This is a genomic window from Roseomonas fluvialis (assembly GCF_022846615.1).
GTDB classification, from domain to species: Bacteria; Pseudomonadota; Alphaproteobacteria; order Acetobacterales; family Acetobacteraceae; genus Neoroseomonas; species Neoroseomonas fluvialis.
The window spans coordinates 1313719-1330793 of the sequence record NZ_AP025637.1 but is presented as its reverse complement, the minus strand read 5'-3'; the positions used below and the strand labels follow the sequence as shown (position 1 = coordinate 1330793).

Below are 17075 nucleotides of genomic sequence, written 5' to 3'. Positions count from 1 at the left end.
TGTCCGGGTTGGGGCCCAAGCCTATGCCGGACTGCAGGATGCGCCGAACGGCGCTGTGTCAGCCCATGCCCATCCGGCCGCGCGGCGAGGTCACCGCCGCGTCCGCTGGAAAGATCGTGACCTGGCGCCCGCCCTGCCACTGCATCAGCAGCGGGCGGGCGCGGGTGTTCTGGCCGCGCTCGTCGAAGCGCAGGCCCCAGCCATTGGCGGTGCCGCCCTCGGGGATGTCGGTCGCGAGCAGCGCTGTGCGCAGCCGGTCGCGTTCGGCGCCGCCGGCGCGCTGCATGGCCTCCAGGCAAGCCTGCGCGCCCACGAAGTTCGACAGCGAATGGCCGGAGCGCGGGTCGGCGCCGAAACGGCGCTTGTAGGCCTCGGCGAATGCAGCCGCGCCCGGCGCGAAGGTGTCGCTGATGGCGAATTGGGGCACGTCCACGTTCATCACGCCCTCGAAGGCCGGGCCGATGGCGCGCGCGGTGTCGCCGAGCGAATAGCCGCCGCCCGCGCCCACCACCATGCGCGGCCGCCAGCCGGCCTCCTCAAGGCCGCGGAAGAACAGCAGGATGTCATTCTGCCGCCCGGCATGCAGCACCACCTCGGTGCCCGCGCCGCGCAGGCGCTGGACCAGCGGCGGAAATTCGGCGCTGCGCGCGGCGTAGCCGATGCGTTCGACCTGTGCGAAGCCGCGGCGGCGAAATTCGGCCTCTTGCGCGGCGGCCACGCCCTGGCCGTCGAGCCCGTCCTCGTGCAACAGGACGATCCGCAGCGCACGGGGATCGACCCCCCAGGCCGGCGCCAGCACCTCCTGCACCGCGTCGACCGAGACGACGCCGTAGTCGGCGGCGCGTGGGCAGGTACGGAACACGCCGCGCAGCCCGCGCTCGGTGATGCTGTCCGACAGCGCGCCGAGTTCGAGATACGCGATGCCCTGCACCTCCGCGACCTGGGTCGCGGCAAAGGAGGGCGGCGAGGCATAGGTGCCGAAGATCGCCGCGACGCGCTCGGTGGTCATCAGCCGGCGCGACTCGGCCACGGCCTGCGCCTGGTCGGCCGCGTCGCCGCGCACCAGGCGCAGCTGCCGCCCGGCCACGCCGCCCGCGGCGTTGCGGTCCTCGACCGCGAGTTCGAGCCCGCGGAAGCTTTCGTCACCGAGCTGTGCCAGCGTGCCGGAAAACGGGAAAAGCGCGCCGATCCGCAATTCGTTCGCCTGCGCCTGTGCCTGCGCGATGCGCGGCGCCGCCGCGGCGGCGGCGAGCGCCCCCAGCAGCGGTCGGCGACGGATGGCAGGCATGGCGGTCCTTCTGCGGCGTGGCCGCGCGTGATGTTCGGCGCTGCCGGGCAGCGTTGCAAGATGCGCCCACCGCGCATTCCAAGATGCACGCGCCATGCATTGCAAGCTTCGCGCACCATGCCTTGCCAGACGCGCGCGCCGCGCCTTGACGCCGCGGCGCCGCCGGGCGGATGGTCCGCCCGGATCGTACGGGAAAACGCCATGTCCAGCCTGCCGCAGGAGATGACCTTCATCGCGCATGGTGGCGGCGGTGGGCCGGAGGTGCTGGTGCCCGCGCGTGGCCCCCTGCCCGCTCCTCAACCGGACGAGGTGTTGATCCGCGTGATTGCCACCGGCGTGAACCGCCCCGATGTCGCGCAGCGCAGCGGATCCTATCCGCCGCCGCCGGGCGCCAGCCCGATCCTCGGCCTGGAATGCGCGGGCGAGGTGGTGGCCGCAGGCTCAGCCGTCACGCGCTTCAAGCCGGGCGATCGCGTCTGCGCGCTGACCAATGGCGGCGCCTATGCCGAATACTGCACGGCACCCGAGGCGCAGACCCTGCCCTGGCCCGCCGGCTACGACGCGCTGCGCGCCGCCGCGCTGCCCGAGACCTATTTCACCGTCTGGGCCAACCTGTTCGGCCATGGGCGCCTGGCGGCGGGCGAGACGGTGCTGGTGCATGGCGGCACCTCGGGCATCGGCGTCACGGCCCTGCAGCTGGCCAAGGCCTTCGGCGCGAAGGTCTTCGCCACCGCCGGCAGCGCGGAGAAGGTCGAGGCCTGCCTGCGCCTCGGCGCCGATGCGGCGATCGACTACAAGACGCAGGACTTCGGCACCGAGGTGAAGCACCTGACCGACGGGCGCGGCGTGGACGTGATCCTGGACATGGTCGGCGCGGCGTATTTCGCGCGCAACCTGCGCTCGCTCGCACTCGACGGGCGCCTGGTCATCATTGCCTTCCTGGGCGGCCACCAGGCCGAGGCGGTGGACCTGCGCCCCATCATGGTGAAGCGGCTGACCGTGACCGGGTCCACGATGCGCCCGCGCACGACGGCGCAGAAGGGTGCCATCGCCGCCGCGCTGGAAGCGAAGGTCTGGCCGCTGCTGGCAGACGGGCGTTGCGGGCCCGAGATCTTCCGCACCTTCCCGCTGGCCGAGGCTGCGCAGGCGCATGCGCTGATGGAGAGCAGCGCGCATATCGGCAAGATCATGCTGCAGGTCGCGGCGTGATGTTCGACCTGGCGGGCAAGGTGGCCCTGATCACGGGCGGCAATGGCGGCATCCCGCGCGCGACCGCCGCGCTGTTCCGGCAACTCGGCGCGCATCTGGTGCTAGGGGACCTCGACCCCGCCGCGCTGGCCACCTTCGCGGCCGCGCTGCCCGAGGCGCAGGGCCGCATCGTCACCACGCGCATGGACGTGACGCAACGCGCCGAAGTGGACGAGGCCGTGGCGCTCGCCGGACGCGAATTCGGCGGCATCGACATCCTGGTCACCGGCGCCGGGCTGTATGTCGAGCAGGACGTCACCGCCATGTCCGACGAGGACTGGCACCGCACCATCGCCGTGAACCTGGATGGTGTGTTCTACGCGACGCGCGCAGCGATGCCGCTGTTGCGCCGCCGCGGCAGCGTGGTGAACATCGCCTCGATGGCGGGGCATCGCGGGTCGGTGCGGCATGCGCATTACGCCGCCTGCAAGGCCGCGGTGCTGGGCTTCACGCGATCGCTGGTGCATGAACTCAGCCCGCGCGGGGTGCGCGCGAACTGCGTCTCGCCGGGGATCATCGCGACGCCGATGACCGAAGCCATCATGCGCGAGAACGGCGCGGCGCTGATCGCCGCCACGCCGATGAAGCGCTTCGGAACGCCGGAGGAAGTGGCCTCGGTGATCGCCTTCCTGGCCTCGGACGCCGCGGCCTTCGTGACCGGCGAGACGATCCACATCAATGGCGGGATCTACATGGACTGATCGGTGCGCGCCGGTCCTGAGACCCGACCCGGCGCGGGACGGGCATGCAGGACGGTCCGACAAGCTGGAGAGACGGCTCGATGCGCTTTGTGTCACCACGCGGCTGGGCGACCTTCGCCTGGCAATCCGACTACGGCCAATTCTACCTCGTGGATCGCGCGGGGGCGGATGTCATCGCTCCCGTCGAGATCACGCCCGAGATGGAGCAGCGCGGCCTTTTCGTCCCGCCGACGGGGCTCGTGGTCTATACGCAGGGCTGCCTGCAGCAGCACATCCGCATCGCGATCTACGGCACCGAGCCGGAACACGCGCCTGTCGAGCCGATGAGCGGCAATCCCTGGACGCGGGTCGAGACGGTCCAGGCACGTTTTCCCTCGCGGAGCTTCGCGATCTCCAGCCCGTCGATGCCGGATCCCCTGCCGGCCGGCCCGCTGTTCCTGTTGGAGTCCGAGGCGGTGGCGGTCCGCATCGCCTGGATGGAATTCGAGGGCAGCCGCGACGACAGCGTACCGGTCGAACCGGATGTCATCGAGGTCGCGCTCTGGCCCGGCCAAGCCTGACGCCCGGCCGACGTCGCCGGCATGGCGCAGGGCATGATAGGCTGCAGCCGCCATGTTCTTCGCCCTGCTCATCGTCGCCGTGCTGCTCGCCGTGCTGGTGGCGCGCCTGCCACGCGGCGCCGGGCGCGCCTTCGCGGCCGGTGCGGCGGTGCTGGCGCTGACGGCGGCCGCGATGGTGAAGCTGCGCGCCGCCCACCTCCCCGGCCATCGGCCGCGGCCATGGCGCAACCCCTGAGGGCTGCTCGATGAACCTGCACCGCCTGCTGCTGGCCCGCGCCGAGGCCGGCCGCCCCATCCGCATCGCGCAGATCGGTGCGGGCAAGTTCGGGTCGATGTTCCTGCATCAGGCGCGCCGCACGGCGGGGATGCACGTGGCCGGCATCGCGGACCTGTCGATCCCGCGCGCGCGGGCGGCGCTGGCGCGCATCCACTGGCCCGATGGCTCCTACGACGCCGCGACGCTGGACGACGCCATCGCCACCGGCGCCACGCACCTGACCGAGGACGCGATGGCGCTGATCGCCGACCCGCGCATCGACGTGGTGGTGGAATGCACCGGCCATCCCGAGGCCGGGCTGCGCCATGCCCGCGCCGCCATCGCGCAGGGCAAGCACGTCGTGATGGTCAATGTGGAGGCCGATGTCCTCGCCGGCCCGCTGTTGGCGCGCGAGGCCGCCGCCGCCGGCGTGGTCTATTCCATGGCCTATGGCGACCAGCCCGCGCTGGTCTGCGAGATGGTGGACACGCTGCGCGCCGGCGGCTTCACCGTCATCGCCGCCGGCAAGGGCACCAAGTACCTGCCGGACTTCCATGCCAGCACGCCCGAGACCGTCTGGGGCCATTACGGGCTGACCGAACAGCAGGCGCGCGAGGGCGGGATGAACCCGCAAATGTTCAACTCCTTCCTCGATGGCACCAAGTCCGGCATCGAGATGGCGGCGATCGCGAACGCCACCGGCCTCGCGCCGCCCGAGGACGGGCTGGCCTTCCCGCCCGCAGGTACGTCGGAACTCCCGGCCATCCTGCGCCCGCACAACGAGGGCGGGATCCTGCCGCGCAAGGGGATGGTCGAGGTTGTCTCCTCGGTGCGCCGCGACGGCAGCGACATCCCCGACAACCTGCGCTGGGGTGTGTTTGCCGTGTTCGAGGGCGAGACCGACTACGCGCGCCGCTGCTTCACCGAATATGGCGTCGCGACCGACCCGTCCGGGCGCTACGCCGCGCTCTGGCGGCCCTATCACTTCATCGGGCTGGAGCTGGGTGTCTCGGTCGCCTCGGCGGTCTTGCGGCGCGAGCCGACCGGCTGCGGCGACGCCTGGCGCGGGGACGTGGTGGCAGTGGCCAAGCGCACCCTGCGCGCCGGCGAGACGCTCGATGGCGAGGGCGGCGCCTGCGCCTGGGGCAAGTGCATCCCGGCGGCGCGGTCGCGTGCGATGGACGCCCTGCCGATCGGCCTCGCGCACGGCATCCGCCTGGTGCGCGACGTGCCCGCGGGCAGCATCATCACCGCCGCGGACGCGCCGCCCGACGCAGGCCGTGACGCGGTGCGCATCCGCGCCGAGATGATCGCCGCCTGCGGCTGACCGCGGCACCTTCCAGATTCCATCATTCGCGCTCATAAATAGTGCGCGACCCGCGTCTGACGCGCGGTTCCATACACGGCCCGGGACCCGCCCAACATCGTCATGCGCTCGGCCCTTCACCTTCTGCTCGTGGCGATCGTGTTGTTCGGCGGCGCCTGGCCCGTGACCAAGGCAGCGCTCGCGAATGCCACGCCGATGTGGTTCGCGATGGGGCGTGCGGGGTTGGCCGCGGTGGCCTGCGCGGTGCTGCTGGCGGCACTTGGGCGCCTGCACCTGCCCAAGCGGCGCGACCTGCCGTCGGTGTTTGCGCTGGGGCTGCTGCAGCTCGGCGCCTTCTTCATCCTGGCGCATGCGGCGCTGATGATCGTGCAGGCCGGGCGCACGGCCATCATCTCGGCGGTCGTGACCTATTGGCTGATTCCGCTCTCGGTGCTGGTGTTGGGGGAGAAGGTGCCGGCGCATCGCTGGGTCGCGGCGGGGCTGGGCCTTGCGGGCGTCGCAGCGCTGACCGGGCCCTGGGGCGTGGACTGGTCCAGCATGGACCAGGTGCTGGGACACCTGATGCTGATGGCGGCCGCGCTGTTCTGGACGCTCGCCATCGTGACCACGCGCAAATGGCCGCCGCCCACGCCAGTCTTCGAATTGCTGCCCTGGTGCTTCGGTCTGGCCACGCTGCTGATCCTGCCCTTCGCGCTGGTGCTCGAGCCTTCGGGCGGCATCTTCGGCCCGGCCTGGCCCTACATGCTGTATATCGGGCTGATCGTGGCGCCGATCGGAACCTGGTGCGTGATCGAGGTGGGGCGGCGACTGCCGGGCGCGGTGGCGTCGGTCGCCTTCCTGCTGGTGCCGGCCTTTGGCGTGCTGGTCAGCACGCTCTGGCTGAACGAGCCGATCGGCTGGGACATGGCGGTGGGGGGCACGCTGATCGTGCTGTCGGTCATCCTGGCGTCGCGGCCATGATCCTGAGCACGACCGAGGCCGGCGCGGGCCCACCGCTGGTGCTTCTGCACGGGCTGTTTGGGGCGGGGCAGAACTGGGGCGGCATCCGGTCCGTGCTGGCGCGGCGGATGCGGGTGCTGACGCCCGACCTGCGCAACCACGGCGCGTCGGGGCGCGATCCCGACATGTCCTATGCCGCGATGGCTGCGGATGTGGCGCAGACCATGGACGCGGCCGGCATGCCGCGTGCTGCGGTGCTGGGTCATTCGATGGGCGGAAAGGTCGCGATGGCGCTCGCGCTCGCGCATACCGCGCGGGTCGAACGGCTGGTGGTGGCCGACATCGCGCCGGTCCGCTACCGGCCCGCGTTGCGCGGATACGTCGCCGCGATGCAGGGGATCGTGCTGCGCCACGGGCTTGCGCGGCGCGAGGCCGATGCCGCGCTCGCAGCCGCCATCCCGGAAGCCGGGATCCGAGCCTTTCTTTTGCAGAACCTGCGGTTCGAGAGCGACCCGCCGGCCTGGCGGCTGGGTCTGGCAGAGATCGCCGCCGCCATGCCCCAGATCGAGGATTTTTCCACCCCGCCAGGCGCACGCTTCGACGGGCCGGTGCTGGTGTTGGCGGGGGAACGCTCCGGCTATATCCGCCCCGAACATCACGACGCCTTCGATGCGCTGTTCCCGGCGCGGCGCTTCGCCACGGTTCCGGCGGCGGGGCATTGGGTGCATGCGGAGAACCCGGCGGGGTTCCTCGCGCTGCTGCAGCCGTTCCTGGAAGCGGCGGCGTAGCCCCGGAGCCGGCCGGGCGGCGTGATGCCGCGACGCATGCGCGGGTTCGACCGGCGACATCGGCCCATGGCGGATGGCAGGCGCCCCGCACGCGAGGGACACAATGCGCCACCGAAGGGTCGTCGCGCTGTCCGGAACATGCGGGCAGGCCCCGCCGTGCATCCGCAAGATTGCGTGCCAGGAGGTTTTCCGGCTGAACCGCTGGAAGCCCCGGCCGATATGCGTGCCGTCGATACCGGTATCGCGCGATTTCTCTTGCAATCGGCAAAGACACTGCATATTTTCCGGCTCGCGCCCCAGTACGGGCGCTGACGCCATCGCACGTGCCGCAGGGCCCCGGCCCACACGCAACGACGGGACGCGTCCTTTGTTCGATCCGGCCACCAGCGTGGGCCGGAAGGTTCGAGGGAGCCGCCTGTGTCGCCTGTCCGCCGCCCTGCGATGAGACCTCATCGCACCAGCCGCAGCGCCTGATCCGCGCCGCTGCGCCGCCGTCCCGCCCCTAAGCGCTTTGCGCGCCGAGGGGATCGCGGGGCGTCGTCCGCGGCGGATGGCCGGCCGCTCCCTCCATCCCGCCGCCGCGCCCGGGCTTCGGCCCGTGGCGCGGCGGCGGGCGCGCCCTCCTGCTTGCAAGGTTCCGATGCGATGACCCAGTTTCGTCCCCGCGGCGCCGTCACGCCGCTGCGGCGCGCCAACCCAGGCGCACCACTTCGCCGCGCCGCCACCGCCCGCTGTACCACGGTGGATGCCGCGGTCGCGTCCCTGCACCCGCAGGACCCGATGCACTGCCTGCGTCCGCAGGCCGTCACCGACGCCGCGCGCGCCTTCGTCGACGCCTTCCCGGGTGACGTGCTCTACGCCGTGAAGTGCAATGCCGAACCGACCATGCTGCGTGCCATCGCGGCCGGCGGCGTGGCGCATTTCGACTGCGCGTCGGAGGGCGAGGTGCGCCTGGTGCGCAGCATGTTCGCGGACGCGGCGATCCACTTCATGCATCCGGTGAAGTCACGCGCGGCCATCCGCAGCGCTTGGTCGACGCATGGCGTGCGCGACTTCGTGCTCGACACCGATGGCGAGCTGACCAAGATCCTGGAGGAGACGGGCGGCGGCGCGGGCGCGCTCGGGCTCGTCGTGCGCCTTGCGCTGCCGAAGGGCTCGGCCGCCTATGACCTGTCGGGCAAGTTCGGCGCGGCGCCGGAGGAGGCGGCCGCCCTGCTGCGCGCGGCGCGACCGCATGCGGCACGGCTTGGCCTGTCTTTCCATGTCGGGTCGCAGTGCATGGACCCGGGTGCGTGGACGCGCGCGCTGGCGCTTGCCGCGCAGGTGATCGCGGCGGCGGGCGTGGCGGTCGAGATCGTCGACGTCGGCGGTGGGTTCCCGGTGGCCTATCCGGGCAGCACGCCGCCGGCGCTGGCGCTGTTCATGGATGCGATCCGCGCGGGTGCGGCGCTGCTGCCGCCGGGCGTCCGGCTATGGGCGGAGCCCGGCCGTGCGCTGGTGGCGGGCGGTGCGTCGGTGGTCGTGCAGGTGCAGGCGCGGCGCGGCGATGCGCTGTACGTGAATGACGGCGTCTATGGCGCGCTGTCCGATGCCGGCGCGCCGGGCTTCCGGTTCCCGCACCGCCTGATCCGTGCCGGTGGTGACCCGGTTGCTTCCGTGCAGCGCGACTTCACGCTGTTCGGTCCGACCTGCGACAGCGCCGACGTGATGCGCGGCCCATGGTCCCTGCCCGCCGATGTGCGGGAGGGCGACTGGATCGAGATCGGCCAGCTCGGCGCCTATGGCACGGCGCTGCGCACGGCGTTCAACGGCTTCGACCGCGCGCTTGTCACGGAAGTGACCGATTCGCCCATGCTCGCCACGGCGGGCTATGAGGCGGGCGCGGCGCGCGCCGCCTGACACTGAAGGACACCGACACGATGAAGCACGCTGCCTTCGCGGGCCGCCTGGTGATGCTCGGCTTCGGCTCGATCGGCCAGGGCGTCCTACCGCTCATCCTGAAGCACATCGACATGCCGAAGGACCGCATCGAGATCGTCACCTCCGACGATCGCGGTGCGGCCATCGCGGCCGAACACGGCGTGTCGCACACCGTGCTGCCGTTGACGCGCGCGAACTACGCGGACGAGTTGCGCGCGCGCTTGGGCCGCGGGGATTTCCTGCTGAACCTGTCGGTCGACGTATCCTCGGTCGCGCTGGTGGAACTGTGCCGGCAGATCGGCGCGCTGTATCTCGACACCTGCGTCGAGCCCTGGGCGGGCGGGTATACCGACACATCGCTCACGCCCTCCCAGCGGTCGAACTACGCGCTGCGCGAAAGCGCGCTGGCGCTGAAGCAGGGCGCAGGGCCGACGGCGGTGATGACGCATGGCGCCAACCCGGGGCTCGTTTCGCATTTCGTGAAGCAGGCGATGCTCGACATCGCGCGCGATACTGGCCACGCGACCGCCGTGCCGACCACGCGCGAGGGCTGGGCGAAGCTCGCGGCCGAGCTCGGCATCAAGGTGATCCACATCGCAGAGCGCGACACCCAGGTGGCCGACCGCCCGAAGCGTCGCGGCGAATTCGTCAACACCTGGTCGATCGACGGCTTCGTGGGCGAGGGCAACCAGCCGGCCGAACTCGGTTGGGGCAGCCATGAGAAGGCGCTGCCGCCTGATGGCCGCCGCCATGATTTCGGCTGCGACGCGGCGATCTATTTGATGCGCCCGGGGGCGTCGACGCGCGTGCGGTCCTGGACGCCGCTGGAAGGGCCGATGCACGGCTTCCTGATCACGCACAATGAATCGATCTCGATCGCCGACTACTACACGCTGCGCGATGCGTCGGGCGCGGTGCTGCACCGCCCGACCTGCCACTACGCCTATCACCCCTGCGACGACGCGGTGCTGTCGGTGCACGAACTGGCGGGCAAGAACTGGCAGATGCAGGACAGCCAGCGGCTGATGATGGACGAGATCACCTCGGGCATGGACGAGCTCGGCGTGCTGCTGATGGGGCATCCCAAGGGCGCGTATTGGTACGGGTCTCGCCTGACCATCGAGGAAGCACGCGCGCTGGTGCCGCACAACAACGCGACGTCGCTGCAGGTGTGCGTCGCGGTGCTGGCCGGCATGGTCTTCGCGATCGAGAACCCGAACGCCGGCGTTGTCGAGGCGGATGAGTTGGACCACGCCCGCGCGCTCGAGATCTGCCTGCCCTATCTGGGGGAGATGGCAGGGGTCTATTCGGACTGGACGCCGCTGCTGGATCGCGGGGTGCTGTTCCCGGAAGCGACCGATCAGGATCCGTGGCAGTTCGCCAATTTCCGCGTGACGTGACCGATCCCAGAGAGGGGCGCCGCCCCTCTCCGGACCTTGGTGGCAGTACCGCCAAGCCAGCAAAGGCCCGAGAGGCCCTTTGATCCCGTCACTTCAGGGGGCCTATCCTGCAGGCGCAGGAGACGCCCATGACGATCATCCGACCCAATCGCCCGGCCCCAACGGGCGCCGAGGCCGTGCCCGACAGCCACGGCATCAACGTCTTCCGCGCCGATCCGACACTCGCCGCGTTGCTGCCCCTGTATCTGGCGCGCGACCTGATCGCACACCTCACGCCGCATCTCGATCGGCTCGGCGCGCTGGCCGGCGGGCGGCTGGCTGAACTCGCGGCGACGGCGGACACCCACCCACCCGAACTCCTGCATCGCACGCGGCGCGGCGAGGATTCGCAATCCATCGCCTACCACCCCGCGTATCGCGAGATGGAGCGCCTCGCCTTCGGCGAATACGGCCTGGCGGCGCTGTCGCATCGCGCCGGCGTGCTGGACTGGCCCGCCCCCATGCCGGCGGCGGCGAAATACGCCATCACCTACCTGTTCGTGCAGGCGGAATTCGGCCTGATGTGCCCGGTCTCGATGACCGACAGCCTGACGCGCACGCTGCGGAAATTCGGCGACGCGGCGCTGGTGGACCGCTACCTGCCGGCGCTGACCAGCCAGGACATGGACGACCTGTTTCAGGGCGCGATGTTCATGACCGAACAGGGCGCGGGATCGGACATCGCCAATACCGCCGTGACGGCGGCACCGAACCCCGACGGATCCTGGGCACTGAGCGGCGACAAGTGGTTCTGCTCGAACGCCGATGCGGAGCTCGCGATGGTGCTGGCGCGGCCCGAGGGCGCGCCTGCCGGCATCAAGGGTGTGTCGCTGTTCCTGCTGCCGCGCGTGCTGCCGAACGGCACGACGAACCGCTACAGGATCGTCCGGCTGAAGGAAAAGCTCGGCACCCGATCGATGGCCTCGGGCGAGATCACGCTGCAGGGTGCGACCGCCTGGATGGTCGGCGAACCTGGCGCGGGCATGCGCCAGATGGCCGACATGGTGAACAATTCCCGCCTGTCGAACGGCGTACGCGCGGCGGGGATGATGCGCCGCGCGGTGACCGAGGCGCTGTTCATCGCCCATCGCCGCATCGCCTTCGGCGCACCCATCGTCACGCTTCCGCTGATGCGCCGGCAACTCGCGAAGATGCTGGTCCGTGCGGAGCAGGCGCGCTCCATGGTGTTCCAGACCGCCGAGGCTTTGCGGCGCTCCGATGCCGGCGAAGCCGGCGCCTACGCCCTGCTGCGAATCCTGACGCCGCTGCTGAAGTTCCGCGCCTGCCGCGATGCCCGCGTGGTCACCGGCGACGCCATGGAGGTGCGCGGCGGCTGCGGCTACATCGAGGACTTCCCGGATGCCCGCCTGGTGCGCGATGCGCATCTGGGGTCGATCTGGGAAGGCACGTCGAACATCGTGGCGCTGGACGTGCTGCGCGCGGCGGCGCGGGAGGGATCGCTCGAGGCGCTGGAGACGCACCTGGCGATGCTGCGCACCGGAACACCGGCGCCACCGGCGCAGCTGGAGAGCGCCACCGCACGCGCCTTTGCCCTCGCGCGACACGCCGGCGGCGAGGGTGGGCCGGTGCTGGCGCGGCAGGCGGCGACGGCGCTCTACAACGTCGCCTCTGCCACGATGATGGCGTGGGAAGGTCGCGCCGTGCCCGAACGCGCGCTGCTGGCCGCCATGGTGCTGGCCCATCGCGTGCTGCCGCGCGACCCGCTGGCGGCGATCGACGAAGCGATACCGGACACGCTGCTGCCCGACCCCGGCGTCATGCGCTGATCTCGACCAGCGTGATCTCGGGCGGCACACCGAAGCGCACCGGCAGGGTCGTGGTGCCGAGGCCGCCCGAGACGATCAGGTCGCGCCCCGCCTCGCGCACGTGGCCCCAGGCATAGCGGTTGCCGTAGCGCGATGGGATGCGCGGCGAATACCCCAGCAGCCGCACCTGGCCACCATGCGTGTGCCCGCAGAAGGTTACGGCGGCGCGCGCGGGCAGGCGCGGGAAGATGTCGGGTTCGTGCACCAGCAGCAGGAGCGGCGTGTCGCCGGTGACGTCGCGCATCAGGCGCGGCAGGTCGTCGGCGCCACGCTCGAAGCCGAAGGCCCAGGTGGAATCGAGCCCGCCGACCAGCACGCGCCCGGCGCGCCGCACGCGGTTGGCGAGCACGTCGATGCCCGCCGTGTCGAAGGCGCGGGCGATGGACGGCACCGCGCCGCGACCGGCGCGCATCGCCGCCGCGTCTTCCCACCAGTCATGGTTGCCATTCACGGCAAAGACGCCATGCCGTGCCCGCAGCGCACCAAGGCGCCGCGCCACGTCGGCATGGTCCAGCTCGCGCGTGACGAAGCGCGAGGACGGCCCATAGTCGCCCAGGAGCACGGTGATGTCGGGATCGAGCGCATTGGTCGCCGCGACGATCTGCTCGATGCGGGCCTCGGCCATGATCGGCGCGCCGGCATGCAGGTCCGCCAGCGCCGCTACGCGCAGCTTGAGGCCCGGTGGCCAGCCGGCCGGCGTCACGCGGTGCTGCTGCACCGACAGGCGCAGGAAGGGCTCCACGCCGAAGCCATAGCCCGCGAACCCCGCGCCGAGCGCCACCCCGCCGCCAAGCCCCACCAGCACGCCACGCCGACCAATCATGCCGCAGGATACTGCACGCGATCATGGCGGCGCTGCGGCGAGGCTTGCGCGCAGCGGCACCCCGGCCACATCCGCGCCATGCCCGAGATCGTCGCCCCGACCCGGACCGCCGCGTTGGCACGCCTCGCCGAATTCGCCCCACGCATGGGCCGCGCCTATGCCGCCGGGCGCAACCACGACCCCGGGCCCGGCGCGCGGCGCGACGTCTCGATGCTCTCGCCGCATATCCGCCACCGCCTGCTGACCGAACAGGAGATGGTCGCCAGGGCGCTCGCGCATCACGCATCGCAGGCCGCCGAGAAATTCATCCAGGAGGTGTTCTGGCGCAGCTACTGGAAGGGGTGGCTCGAATTGCGGCCGTCGGTCTGGACACGCTTCGTCACCGCGCGCGATCGTGCGCTGGCCAACCCGCCACCCGGCTACGACGCCGCCCTGCGCGGGCAGACCGGCATCGACTGCTTCGACGCCTGGATGCACGAACTCATCGACACCGGCTGGCTGCACAACCATGCGCGAATGTGGTTCGCCAGCATCTGGATCTTCACGCTGCGCCTGCCCTGGGTGCTGGGCGCGGATGTCTTCCTGCGCCACCTGCTCGATGCCGATGCCGCATCGAACACGCTGTCCTGGCGCTGGGTGGCGGGGATGCAGACGCGCGGCAAGCATTACGTCGCGCGCGCGGAGAACATCGCGCGCTACACCGATGGCCGCTTCGATCCGCGCGGGTGTCTCGATGAGGACCCGGCGCCACTGGATGACGGGCCCGCGCCGCCGCCAGCGCCGCTGGCGCCTGCGCAACCGCCGCCGGAAGGCCCGGCCCTGCTGCTGCTGCACGAGGACGACCTGCATCCGGAGAGCCTCGACCTCGGCCGCGCAGGGATCGTCGCGGTGGCGGGGATCGCGGTGCCGCAGGCGCGATCGCCGCGGGGCTGCGCCCCTGCGGCAGCAGCATTCGCGCAGGCCGCGGTCGATGACGGGCTGGCGCGCGCCGCGGCGCATTTCGGCGTGGCCGCGCGGCGGGTGGACAGCGCCGATGTCGTGGCCTTCGCGTCGGGCTGCGGCGCACGCAGGGTCGTCACGCCGCATGCGCCCGTTGGCTGGACCGCCGGGGCGCTGGCGCCGCTGCGCGCGGCGCTCGAAACGCAAGGCATCGCGCTGCACGGCCTGCGCCGCGACTGGGACAGCCTGTGCTGGCCGCACGCCACCCGCGGCTTTTTCGCCTTCCGCGAGAACATCCCGCGCGTCTGCGCCGCACTGGTCAGATAGCGGCCGGCGCCTTGAATCTGCCGTCCTTCGCCAGGTCCGCGGCGCGCCACAGGTACCAGGCGGCGGTCGTGCGGTGCGGCGCCCAGGCCTGCCCGATCTCGCCCAGCGCCCGCGGCTTCGGTTGTTCGTCGAGCCCCGCGGCGACGCGATAGCCCTCGCGCACGCCGAAATCATCGACGGGCAGGATATCGACGCGGCCGAGCGTGAAGATCAGCAGCATCTCGACCGTCCAGCGGCCGACACCACGCAGCGGCACTAGGCGGTCGACCAGTGCATCGTCCGACAGGCGGCGCGCCTGCGCGCGGGTGGGCACGATGCCGGCCGCCGCCTTCTCCGCGATGTCGCGAATCGCGAGCACCTTGTTGGCCGAGAGGCCGCAGGCGCGCATCGCCTCCGGCGTCGTCGCCAGCACGGCCTCCGGTGCGGGAAAGCCGTCCGGGCAGCAGCAGGCGATGAACCGGCCGAGGATCGCCTCGGCCGCGCGGCCATGCACCTGCTGGTGCGCGATGGCGCGCACCAGCGCCTCGTAGGGCTGGCGCCGTGCCGGCACCAGCGTGCAGGGCCCGACCTGGCGGATGACGCGCTTCAGCAACGGGTCGCGCCGGAGGTGCCGCAGCGCCTCCGGCGACCCGATGGTCATCGGAACACCAGGTTCGGCAGCGCCAGCGTGATCCAGGGCACGTAGGTGATGACCATCAGGCAGGCGAAGATCACGCCGATGAACACACCCAGGTAGCGCATCATCTGGTCCACGCCGCAGCGCGCCACCTGGGCGGCGGCGAACAGGTTCACGCCGAAGGGCGGCGTGATCATGCCCAGCGCCAGGTTCACCACCATGATCGTGCCGAAATGCACGCCGTCCACGCCGAGCCGTTCGGCGGCTTCCTGCAGGATGGGCGCGAGCACGATGATGGACGCCGAGGTCTCGACGAACATCCCCACCACGAACAGGAACAGGTTCACCACCAGCAGGTAGAACGACGCGCTGTCGAACGACGTCGCGAGCCAGGCGGCCGCCGCATCCGGCACGCCCTGGCGGTTCAGCAGCCAGGAGAACACCGCCGCGCAGGCGATGATGAACATGATCACCGCGCTGCTGATCACCGACTTGCGGAAGATCGGGAACAGGTCGCGCAGGCCGATCTCACGGTGCAGGAACATGCCCACCAGCAGCGCATAGACCACCGCGAGAACCGAGGCCTCGGTCGGCGTGGTGATGCCGCCATAGATGCCGCCGAGCACGACCACCGGCATGAACAGCGCGAAGCCGGCCTGCTTCGTGGCGGTCAGGAAGGACAGCCGCCCCTCGCCGTCCTGCTTGCCCCAGCCCTTGATCCGGCACCAGACGAGCACGGTCACGATCAGCGCACTGCCGATCAGGATGCCCGGCCCGAAGCCCGCGATGAACAGTTCGGGGATCGAGGTCTGCGTTGTCACGCCATATAGGATCATCGGGATCGAGGGCGGGATGATCACGCCCAGCTCCGCCGCCGTCGCCTGCAAGGCCGCAGCGAAGGCCACCGGATAGCCGGCGCGCACCAGCGCGGGGATCATGATCGACCCGATCGCGAAGGTGGTCGCGACCGAACTGCCGCTGATGGCCGCGAAGATCATGCAGGTGACCACGCAGGTCGCCGGCAGCCCGCCCTGGATGCCGCCCACGATGGAGCGCGCGAATTCCACCAGGCGGCGGGAGATGCCGCCAACCTCCATCAGGTTGCCCGCCAGGATGAAGAACGGAATGGCCGCCAGTGGGAAGCGGTCCAGTGCGACGAACAATTGCTGCGCGGCGACGATCAGCGGGAAGGAGGTGAAGCCCGCGATGCCGATGATGGCGGAGATGCCGATCGCGATCGCGACGGGAATGCTGGCCGCGAACAGCACCAGCATCGCGGTGAGCATGGCGCCGGACATTATGCTGCCCTCAAGCGCCGGGCGCCGGCATCCGCCGGCTTGGCTTGCGCGCCCCGCGCTGGCCCGCTGGCGCCGACGTGCAGGTTGGGCGCGGTCGCGCTTTGCGCTCCCGGATCGCCTGCGGCGATCCGATTGGTGTCGCAGCTCATACAGCCAGGTCCAGTTCTTCCGAGCGGCGGTCTAGGAAATGCGCCACCGCGCCGATCATCGCGAAGGCCGCGCCGATCGGGATCGCCGCATAGCCCCAGGACATCGACACCTCGAGCCCCGCCATCTCCTGGAACTGCACGCGCTCGGCCATCATCCAGCCGAACCAGAACATCACGCCCAACATCGACAGGCTGGCTGCCAGCGCCGCCGCCTCCAATGCGCGCCGCACCGTCCCGCGCGAATAGCGATGCGCCACGTCGATCGACACCAGCGCGCCCGTGCGCAGCGCCACCGCCACGCCGATGAACGCCATCCAGATCAGCGCCGTGCGCACCAGCGCCTCGGACCACACCGAGGGCGTCTCGGTCGCGAAGCGCGCCACCACCTGCCAGGCGCCGGCGAAGACCGCGACGCTCATGGCCAAGCAGGCGATCACCGCGGCGATGCCGGTGGTGACGCGGTCCGCCGCCAGGATGCCCCGGCGCAGCGCCGCGCGCGGTCCCTCGCCCGCCCCGACCCACAGCGCGAAGGCAACCGTCAGTACGGTCGCCACCGCTGTCACCAGCAACGGCAGCTGGTTCATCGCGTTCATGCAGCCCCCCGGTCAGGGCGCGGCGTGCGGCCGCGCCC

The 17075-nt window shown here is 71.2% G+C and carries 16 protein-coding genes; 11 read left to right on the top strand and 5 right to left on the bottom strand.

Annotation, left to right across the window (positions count from 1 at the left end; all coding sequences use genetic code 11):
• Positions 1-58: 58 nt before the first annotated feature.
• Positions 59-1288, bottom strand: coding sequence for an ABC transporter substrate-binding protein (locus tag MWM08_RS06505; protein WP_244458650.1), 1230 nt, complete (start codon positions 1286-1288; stop codon positions 59-61).
• A 201-nt stretch (positions 1289-1489) separates the two neighbouring features.
• Here MWM08_RS06505 and MWM08_RS06500 point away from each other — a divergent pair, with 201 nt between their 5' ends.
• The 10 genes from MWM08_RS06500 (at position 1490) to MWM08_RS06455 (ending at position 12253) form a co-directional block, all read left to right on the top strand.
• Positions 1490-2497 carry an NAD(P)H-quinone oxidoreductase gene (locus MWM08_RS06500; protein WP_244458649.1) on the top strand — a complete coding sequence of 336 codons (1008 nt, stop codon included), beginning with the start codon at positions 1490-1492 and terminating at the stop codon, positions 2495-2497.
• Complete coding sequence (locus tag MWM08_RS06495; RefSeq protein WP_244459914.1) at positions 2497-3237, top strand: SDR family NAD(P)-dependent oxidoreductase; 741 nt, start codon at positions 2497-2499, stop codon at positions 3235-3237. Before MWM08_RS06500 ends, MWM08_RS06495 begins: the two co-directional genes overlap by 1 nt.
• Before the next feature lie 80 nt (positions 3238-3317).
• A complete protein-coding gene (locus MWM08_RS06490) occupies positions 3318-3797 on the top strand; it encodes a hypothetical protein (RefSeq protein ID WP_244458648.1) in 480 nt (159 codons plus the stop codon).
• 52 nt (positions 3798-3849) lie between these two features.
• Complete coding sequence (locus MWM08_RS06485) at positions 3850-4032, top strand: hypothetical protein (RefSeq protein WP_244458647.1); 183 nt, start codon at positions 3850-3852, stop codon at positions 4030-4032.
• 10 nt (positions 4033-4042) lie between these two features.
• On the top strand, positions 4043-5380 hold the full coding sequence (locus MWM08_RS06480; protein WP_244458646.1) for an NAD(P)H-dependent oxidoreductase: 1338 nt from the start codon (positions 4043-4045) through the stop codon (positions 5378-5380).
• Between the two features lie 102 nt (positions 5381-5482).
• On the top strand, positions 5483-6340 hold the full coding sequence (locus tag MWM08_RS06475; RefSeq protein WP_244458645.1) for a DMT family transporter: 858 nt from the start codon (positions 5483-5485) through the stop codon (positions 6338-6340).
• Positions 6337-7107 carry an alpha/beta fold hydrolase gene (locus MWM08_RS06470; protein ID WP_244458644.1) on the top strand — a complete coding sequence of 257 codons (771 nt, stop codon included), beginning with the start codon at positions 6337-6339 and terminating at the stop codon, positions 7105-7107. The genes MWM08_RS06475 and MWM08_RS06470 overlap by 4 nt, the downstream gene beginning before the upstream one ends.
• 645 nt (positions 7108-7752) lie before the next feature.
• Entirely contained in the window at positions 7753-9006 is a 1254-nt protein-coding gene (locus MWM08_RS06465) for a type III PLP-dependent enzyme domain-containing protein (protein WP_244458643.1), read from the top strand.
• A gap of 20 nt (positions 9007-9026) precedes the next feature.
• Positions 9027-10427, top strand: coding sequence for a homospermidine synthase (locus tag MWM08_RS06460; RefSeq protein ID WP_244458642.1), 1401 nt, complete (start codon positions 9027-9029; stop codon positions 10425-10427).
• A 128-nt stretch (positions 10428-10555) separates the two neighbouring features.
• Positions 10556-12253: an acyl-CoA dehydrogenase family protein gene (locus tag MWM08_RS06455; RefSeq protein WP_244458641.1), complete on the top strand. Its 1698-nt coding sequence runs from the start codon at positions 10556-10558 to the stop codon at positions 12251-12253.
• Here the strand turns inward: MWM08_RS06455 and MWM08_RS06450 are convergent.
• Entirely contained in the window at positions 12243-13115 is an 873-nt protein-coding gene (locus MWM08_RS06450; protein ID WP_244458640.1) for a metallophosphoesterase, read from the bottom strand. The two genes, MWM08_RS06455 and MWM08_RS06450, sit on opposite strands and share 11 nt — an antisense overlap.
• A gap of 78 nt (positions 13116-13193) precedes the next feature.
• Between MWM08_RS06450 and MWM08_RS06445 the strand changes: the two genes are divergently transcribed.
• Positions 13194-14381 (top strand): FAD-binding domain-containing protein, encoded by a 1188-nt coding sequence (locus tag MWM08_RS06445; protein WP_244458639.1) that lies wholly within the window; start codon positions 13194-13196, stop codon positions 14379-14381.
• Here the strand turns inward: MWM08_RS06445 and MWM08_RS06440 are convergent.
• The 3 genes from MWM08_RS06440 to MWM08_RS06430 all read right to left on the bottom strand — a co-directional run bounded on the left by MWM08_RS06440 (position 14374) and on the right by MWM08_RS06430 (position 17028).
• On the bottom strand, positions 14374-15021 hold the full coding sequence (locus MWM08_RS06440) for a DNA-3-methyladenine glycosylase family protein (protein WP_244458638.1): 648 nt from the start codon (positions 15019-15021) through the stop codon (positions 14374-14376). The genes MWM08_RS06445 and MWM08_RS06440 overlap by 8 nt on opposite strands.
• The gene (locus MWM08_RS06435) at positions 15018-16283 is read right to left on the bottom strand and encodes a TRAP transporter large permease (RefSeq protein WP_244458637.1); all 1266 of its coding nucleotides are present in this window, start codon (positions 16281-16283) and stop codon (positions 15018-15020) included. Before MWM08_RS06435 ends, MWM08_RS06440 begins: the two co-directional genes overlap by 4 nt.
• A 157-nt stretch (positions 16284-16440) precedes the next feature.
• A complete protein-coding gene (locus MWM08_RS06430) occupies positions 16441-17028 on the bottom strand; it encodes a TRAP transporter small permease (RefSeq protein ID WP_244458636.1) in 588 nt (195 codons plus the stop codon).
• Positions 17029-17075: the final 47 nt, after the last annotated feature.

Excerpts from the sequence above, each read along its gene's own strand:
- MWM08_RS06495 (WP_244459914.1), top strand. The coding sequence starts at position 2,497 with ATGTTCGACCTGGCGGGCAAGGTGGCCCTGATCACGGGCGGCAATGGC.
- MWM08_RS06460 (WP_244458642.1), top strand. The coding sequence starts at position 9,027 with ATGAAGCACGCTGCCTTCGCGGGCCGCCTGGTGATGCTCGGCTTCGGC.
- MWM08_RS06485 (WP_244458647.1), top strand. The coding sequence starts at position 3,850 with ATGTTCTTCGCCCTGCTCATCGTCGCCGTGCTGCTCGCCGTGCTGGTG.
- MWM08_RS06505 (WP_244458650.1), bottom strand. The coding sequence starts at position 1,288 with ATGCCTGCCATCCGTCGCCGACCGCTGCTGGGGGCGCTCGCCGCCGCC.
- MWM08_RS06445 (WP_244458639.1), top strand. The coding sequence starts at position 13,194 with ATGCCCGAGATCGTCGCCCCGACCCGGACCGCCGCGTTGGCACGCCTC.
- MWM08_RS06490 (WP_244458648.1), top strand. The coding sequence starts at position 3,318 with ATGCGCTTTGTGTCACCACGCGGCTGGGCGACCTTCGCCTGGCAATCC.
- MWM08_RS06470 (WP_244458644.1), top strand. The coding sequence starts at position 6,337 with ATGATCCTGAGCACGACCGAGGCCGGCGCGGGCCCACCGCTGGTGCTT.
- MWM08_RS06475 (WP_244458645.1), top strand. The coding sequence starts at position 5,483 with ATGCGCTCGGCCCTTCACCTTCTGCTCGTGGCGATCGTGTTGTTCGGC.
- MWM08_RS06455 (WP_244458641.1), top strand. The coding sequence starts at position 10,556 with ATGACGATCATCCGACCCAATCGCCCGGCCCCAACGGGCGCCGAGGCC.
- MWM08_RS06430 (WP_244458636.1), bottom strand. The coding sequence starts at position 17,028 with ATGAACCAGCTGCCGTTGCTGGTGACAGCGGTGGCGACCGTACTGACG.
- MWM08_RS06440 (WP_244458638.1), bottom strand. The coding sequence starts at position 15,021 with ATGACCATCGGGTCGCCGGAGGCGCTGCGGCACCTCCGGCGCGACCCG.
- MWM08_RS06500 (WP_244458649.1), top strand. The coding sequence starts at position 1,490 with ATGTCCAGCCTGCCGCAGGAGATGACCTTCATCGCGCATGGTGGCGGC.
- MWM08_RS06465 (WP_244458643.1), top strand. The coding sequence starts at position 7,753 with ATGACCCAGTTTCGTCCCCGCGGCGCCGTCACGCCGCTGCGGCGCGCC.
- MWM08_RS06480 (WP_244458646.1), top strand. The coding sequence starts at position 4,043 with ATGAACCTGCACCGCCTGCTGCTGGCCCGCGCCGAGGCCGGCCGCCCC.
- MWM08_RS06450 (WP_244458640.1), bottom strand. The coding sequence starts at position 13,115 with ATGATTGGTCGGCGTGGCGTGCTGGTGGGGCTTGGCGGCGGGGTGGCG.
- MWM08_RS06435 (WP_244458637.1), bottom strand. The coding sequence starts at position 16,283 with ATGCTCACCGCGATGCTGGTGCTGTTCGCGGCCAGCATTCCCGTCGCG.